Source organism: Micromonospora sp. NPDC049047, assembly GCF_040649135.1.
Classification (GTDB): domain Bacteria; phylum Actinomycetota; class Actinomycetes; order Mycobacteriales; family Micromonosporaceae; genus Micromonospora.
In genome coordinates, this window is sequence record NZ_JBEZEY010000017.1 from 40,640 (window position 1) to 46,639 (window position 6,000).

Below are 6,000 nucleotides of genomic sequence, written 5' to 3' on the forward strand. Positions count from 1 at the left end.
GCGCAACTACCGGGACTTCCTGGACCGCGTACTGGGTCGCTGAACGACGCACCGAGGGGCGCCCCGGCCGGCTGGCTGGGGTGCCCCTCGCGCTGTGCGGCAGGTGCCGCCGCGGCGGCGGGTGAGCGACAGGCGCGCGACCCCACGCCGAATCGCCCGAACCGGACTCCACCTGCTTCGAGGCGTGAAACGTTTCGGACGGGGTAATAGGGCGCGCGCGTACCAACTGGCGCGGACGTCGGGTTGAGGGGTGGCGGGATGGACGGCGACGGTCTTCGGCTCGACATGAACGGCCTGGACTACCTGATTCTGGCGCTGTACTTCGTCACCGTCCTCGGGGTCGGCGTCGCCGCACGCCGGGCGATCCGGACCAGCGTCGACTTCTTCCTCTCCGGCCGGTCCCTGCCGGCCTGGGTGACCGGGCTCGCCTTCGTCTCGGCGAACCTGGGCGCGTTGGAGATCATCGGGATGGCCGCGAACGGTGCCCAGTACGGCGTCATGACCGTCCACTACTACTGGATCGGCGCCGTGCCGGCGATGGTCTTCCTCGGCATCGTGATGATGCCCTTCTACTACGGCTCGAAGGTCCGCAGCGTGCCGGAGTACCTGCGGCTGCGGTTCAACCGCCCCACCCACCTGCTCAACGCGCTCAGCTTCGCCGTCGCCCAGGTGCTCATCGCCGGCGTGAACCTCTACGCGCTGGCCCTGGTGATGCAGGCGCTGCTCGGCTGGCCGCTCTGGACCGCGATCGTGGTCGGCGCGGCGATCGTCCTTGCGTACATCACCATCGGTGGTCTGACCGGCGCGATCTACAACGAGGTGCTCCAGTTCTTCGTCATCCTGGCCGGTCTCATCCCGGTCACCGTGATCGGCCTGGTCAAGGTCGGCGGGGTGAACGGCCTGATGGACGCGGTACGCGACTCCAAGCTCGGCGAGGCGGGCCTGCACGCCTGGCAGGACACCGGCAGCACCGACAACCCGCTGGGCGCGCAGTGGATCGGCATCGTCTTCGGCCTCGGCTTCGTGTTGTCCTTCGGCTACTGGACGACGAACTTCGCCGAGGTGCAGCGGGCGCTGTCCGCGAAGAACATGAGCGCCGCCCGGCGTACGCCGATCATCGCCGCGTACCCGAAGCTGCTCATCCCCCTGGTCACGGTGATCCCCGGCCTGGTGGCCCTGGTGACGGTGAAGGGCCTGGGGGCAGAGAGCGGCGACCTGCAGTACAACAACGCCATCCCGCTGCTGATGCGCGACCTGCTCCCCAACGGCGTGCTGGGCGTCGCGGTCACCGGCCTGTTGGCCTCGTTCATGGCCGGCATGGCGGCGAACGTGAGCGGCTTCAACACCGTCTTCACCTACGACATCTGGCAGGCGTACATCCGCCGCGACCGGCCGGACGACCACTACGTGCGGGTCGGGCGGTGGGCGACGGTCGCCGCCGTGGTGGTCGGTATCGGCACGGCGTTCATCGCGGCCGGGTTCAGCAACATCATGAACTACATCCAGGCGCTCTTCTCCGTCTTCAACGCGCCACTGTTCGCCACCTTCATCATCGGCATGTTCTGGAAGCGGATGACCGCGCTCGCCGGCTTCTGGTCGCTGCTGCTGGGAACCCTGGTGTCGCTCAGTCTCTACCTGCTCTACAAGGGTGGCGTCATCGACTTCAACTCCGACCTGGAGGAGAGCTTCTGGGGTGCCGGTCTCGCCTTCGTCACGGCGGTGGTGGTCGCCGCGATCATCACCCCGCTCACCGCGCCCAAGCGCGACGAGGAGTTGCGCGGGCTGGTCTACGGCCTTGGTGGCGTCGACCTGAAGGGGGACGTGCTGGCCGGCGACGCGGTCTGGTACCGCTCCCCGGTGCTGCTCGGCGTGATCGCTGTCGCGTTGGCCGCCCTCTTCTACATCCCGGTCTTCTAGGAAAGGAGTCGGCAGATGAGCAACGACGGCCAGCCGGCACAGGACCCGTTGATCGACGAGACGCAGGCGGAGCAGCGCCGCTCCGCCGCCGCCCGGTTGTTCGACATCCGTCGGGTGATCGGTGGCCTCTTCGTGGCGTACGGGGTGATCGTGACGTTGATCGGCGTCTTCGACAGTTCCGCCGAGGTCGACAAGGCCCAGGGAGTCCGGATCAACCTGTGGGCCGGGTTGGTGATGCTCCTCTTCGGCCTGCTCATGCTGCTGTGGCAGTGGCGACGCCCGGCGGAGCCGCCGACCCCCAACGAGAAGCAACCCGGCACCTGACGGCCGTCGCGGGGCGGCACTCCGGCCCGTCGGCCTGAGCCTGCCCCTCCGACACGGGCCGGCCCATCGGCCTGAGCCCCGCCGCTGCGGCATAAGCCCGGCACGAGGGGGTACGCCGGGAAGCAGGCAACGTGTCGGACACAGGAGGCACCACCATGACCGATCGCGATCGGCAACCGCCGTTGGAGGACAGCCCGGAGGTGGCCGCGGCGGTGGATGACGACACCACAGTCGTGCAGTTTCGGACCGGCGGCGGCCCGGACCGGGACACCCCGGGGTTCGCCGAGCCTGGTGGCCGGCCGGACGACCTCGCCCCGGACACCGACGAGTTGATCGGCGACCCGTACGCGGCCGGCACCGGGGCGACCGGGACCGGCACCGGAGCCGGCGGCGACAACATCCGCACCGGCGCTGAGCAACAGTGGGAGCCGGAGGATCTGGTGATGGCCCGCGGGCAGGACCTCACCCCGGAGAACCTGGACAAGGCCCGCCGCGATCTGGCCGAGCAGGGTCGGTCGGCGATAGAGCGCACCGTGCCCTGACCGGAGCACGAGGGGGTCCCCGGCCCGACCTTGACGGTCGGACCGGGGACCGGGGGGACCTGCCGCCGGCAGTGCCTCACCTACTGCCGGCGGCGGGTGGCTACTGGCGCGATCCGGTCAGAGCGCCGGGTACGCGTTGCGCATGAGCTCCTGGAACTGGGCGGAGAACCATGCACCCGAGATCGGCGCGCCTCCCAGCGCCCCGGTCGGGTTGTTGCCGTTGCGGGCGTTACCGCCGTACGTCGGGTCGCACATCCGGTCGAAGCCCTTGCCCTCGTTGTTCGGGATCTCCGAGCTGGAGCCGTCCGACTCGCCCGGCGGCTTCACCCAGACGTACGCGTCGATGCCCGTCGCCGGGTTCGCCCGCGGCCGCTCGCCGAGACCCGCGCCAGCCTGGTTGCACCAGTTGCCGGCGTGCGCCCGACGGTCGATCCGACCACCGTTGACGTACGTGTCGACACTCGTTGTCGCACCCGGGCCGGTGGGCCGGTTGGCGCCGCCCCAGCCGTTGCGGGACGTGTCGATCAGCATGCCGATGTTGGAGTTGAAGCCCAACGACACGAGCTTCGTCCGGAACGCCTGGGCGAAGGACAGCTCGTCGACGTAGTAGTTCCAGTCGACCCACTTGGACTGCCGCACCGTCTGGCCGTTCACGTTGTCGGTGACCTTGAAGTACGGCTCGGTGAGCGCCGAGTAGTTAGCGGTGTTGGTGATGAAGCCGTGCACGTTGTTGACAGTGCTGCCGGAGGCGACCGCAGCGGTCTTCAGGATCTCGGCGGACGGGTTGAAGTTGCTGTCCCAACCGAGCCAGCCGTGGTGCCCGGCGTCGATGTAGTTGTAGACGTTGCCGATCGCGCCCAGCTTGGCCAGGGCGTAGCCGACACCGTTCACGTACGCGCCGTTGGCCTTGACCGTGTCACACATGACAGTGCCGCCGGCCTGTCCGGAGGTGTTGGTGACCAGGTTCGGCAGCGAGTCGATCTCGATGATGTTGATGATCCGGATGTTCCGGTACTTCGAGTCGCCCTGGATCGCGGCGATCGGGTCGATGTACTCGGACTTGTACCGAGGCAGCTCGTCCGGGCCCAGCTCACCGTTGGAGGCGAGCGCGGAGCAGTCCCGGCCGGGCAGGTTGTAGATCACGAACTGGATGTAGCCCGCACCCTGGCGCAGCGCCTCGTCCAGGTGGTCCTTCACTCCGAAGGCACCGTTGGAGCTGCTGTTCGGGGTGCCGTTGATCGCGGCGATCCGGTCCAGCCAGACGGCGGTGGGGTTGTTCGAGACCCGGCTTCCGCCCGGCTCCGCGTCCGCCTTGGCCTTCCACTCCGGGTTCACGTAGCCCGGGACTCCGGCGTACGGGTTGTCCACCTTCACTCCCGGCGGCGGGGTGGTCGGCGGCGGGCCCGTGGTGGGCGGCGGGGTGGTCGGCGGGGGCGTGGTGGGGGGCGGCGTGGTGGGCGGTGCGCTGGTCGGCGGCGGGGTGGTGGGGTTGCCACCGCCGTTGCAGACCACGCCGTTGAGGGTGAACGAGGTCGGCTTCGGGTTGCTGCCGCTCCACGCGCCGTTGAAGCCGATGCTCGTCGACGCACCGGTCGCGAGGGTGCCGTTGTAGGACATGCTCTGGGCGGTGACCTGGCTGCCGGACTGGGCGAACGTGGCCGACCAGCCCTGCTGCACCCGCTGGCTGGAGTTGGGGAAGGTCCAACCCAGTGTCCAGCCGTTGACCGGGTCGCCGAGGTTCTTGATGGTGATGTTGGCGGTGAAGCCGCCCTGCCAGTCATTCGTCGTGTACGCGATGTCGCACTGCGTCGCGGCCTGCGCCGCCGTGACCGGGATCGTTACCAACCCACCGGCGACCAGGGCACCCGCGCCGGCGAGCGCGAGGGCCCGGCGTTGGCCGGACAGCCTTCTCCACACATTCATGCCACTGATCTCCTTGGGCGAGACCGGGCCCAGGTACGGCCCGGCGGGACGGCCCGGTGGGCGTCCTGCACGGACGGCCGCCGGCGCCAACGGGATTTTTCGGGGACGCCCGACCCGGACGGGCGATGGTGGTGGTGCACGACCAGCGCGGTGGCGGGTCGATCGACGGCGGGACGTCGCCCCGGTGAACCGGGTGCCCTCGACTGCCTGCCTGCGCGGTGTGGCTCCCCGAACCGCGTGCGCCGATTCTTACATGGGAGCGCTTCCATGGCAATGGCTCGATGCCTGGGGCTGTGGTCGGCCGGCGGATCCGTTTCGGACGATACCCCCGAGCTCGCCCGAGCGGCACGTCAGCGGCCGTCCCCGGCACTATGGGATGGCCGTGGCGGGGCGGCACGACGAGCGCGGAACGCCGTGGGCCGCCCGCAAGGCTTCGCACCGCCTGTCACGACGCGACGTGCATTGAAAGCCGCGTAGCACCCCTTCACCTCTTACCCTGACCAAAGGTCAAAACGCGAATCTTTCACTTCATAAGTCATGAAACGGTCTAACGTCGGTCTTAGCTCGGTTGTCGCCGGGCTCAGGACAACAGGGATGGAGTGACGCAGGTCATGGCTAAGAAGATGCTCGGGAAGGTCGTTGCGGGCGCCGCGCTCGGCGGCGCGTCGCTCCTGGTGTTCGCACCGGGGATCGCCTACGCCAACGGCCACGACGACGGTGGGGACCACCAGGACGGCAAGGTTTACGCCAAGCCGCACGTCGTCAAGGCCGGCGAAGAGGTCAAGCTCCTCGAGATCTGCCCGGATCGGCAGGAGCACGCGTTCGTGTGGTCCAAGGTCACCGGCAAGGTCAAGCTCGACCCGGCCAAGAAGGACCGGGGCGAGGACCGCGAGTGGAGCGAGGAGGAGGACTCCTACGACCACGAGAACGGCAAGGACGACGAGGGCAAGGACGAGCACGGCAAGGACGACAAGGGCAAGGACCACGAGGGCAAGGACGAACACGGCAAGGACGACAAGGGCAAGGACGATAACGGCAAGGACGAGCACGGCAAGGACGAGGGCAAGGACCAGTCGCAGCCCGGTGGCCAGGGCGGCGGCGCTGCCGCCGACGCCTACGAGGACGAGGGCAGCAAGGACTGGAAGGGCGAGGAGCACGGCCAGGACGCGGACGACAGCCGCGACGAGAAGGACTGGGGCTCCAAGGACGAGGGCAAGAAGGACTGGGAGTCCAAGGACGAGCACGGCTCCGACAAGAGCTGGGAGTCGAAGGACGAACACGGCTCCGACAAGAG

The 6,000-nt window shown here is 68.7% G+C and carries 4 protein-coding genes and 1 pseudogene; 4 read left to right on the forward strand and 1 reads right to left on the reverse strand.

Annotated features, from left to right (window positions below):
• The first annotated feature begins 258 nt into the window (after positions 1-258).
• The 3 genes from AB0B86_RS23950 (at position 259) to AB0B86_RS23960 (ending at position 2,783) form a co-directional block, all read left to right on the forward strand.
• Positions 259-1,917, forward strand: a complete 1,659-nt coding sequence (locus tag AB0B86_RS23950; RefSeq protein WP_357407075.1) for a sodium:solute symporter family protein — start codon at positions 259-261, stop codon at positions 1,915-1,917.
• Between the two features lie 15 nt (positions 1,918-1,932).
• The gene (locus tag AB0B86_RS23955; protein ID WP_357407077.1) at positions 1,933-2,241 is read left to right on the forward strand and encodes a hypothetical protein; all 309 of its coding nucleotides are present in this window, start codon (positions 1,933-1,935) and stop codon (positions 2,239-2,241) included.
• A 155-nt stretch (positions 2,242-2,396) separates the two neighbouring features.
• On the forward strand, positions 2,397-2,783 hold the full coding sequence (locus tag AB0B86_RS23960; protein ID WP_357407079.1) for a hypothetical protein: 387 nt from the start codon (positions 2,397-2,399) through the stop codon (positions 2,781-2,783).
• A 117-nt stretch (positions 2,784-2,900) separates the two neighbouring features.
• On the opposite strand, the gene AB0B86_RS23965 is transcribed toward AB0B86_RS23960, so the two are convergent.
• Positions 2,901-4,706 carry a glycoside hydrolase family 6 protein gene (locus AB0B86_RS23965; protein WP_357407081.1) on the reverse strand — a complete coding sequence of 602 codons (1,806 nt, stop codon included), beginning with the start codon at positions 4,704-4,706 and terminating at the stop codon, positions 2,901-2,903.
• Positions 4,707-5,317: 611 nt separating this feature from the next.
• Here AB0B86_RS23965 and AB0B86_RS23970 point away from each other — a divergent pair.
• Positions 5,318-6,000 (forward strand): annotated as a pseudogene (locus tag AB0B86_RS23970) (hypothetical protein); the annotation flags it as partial.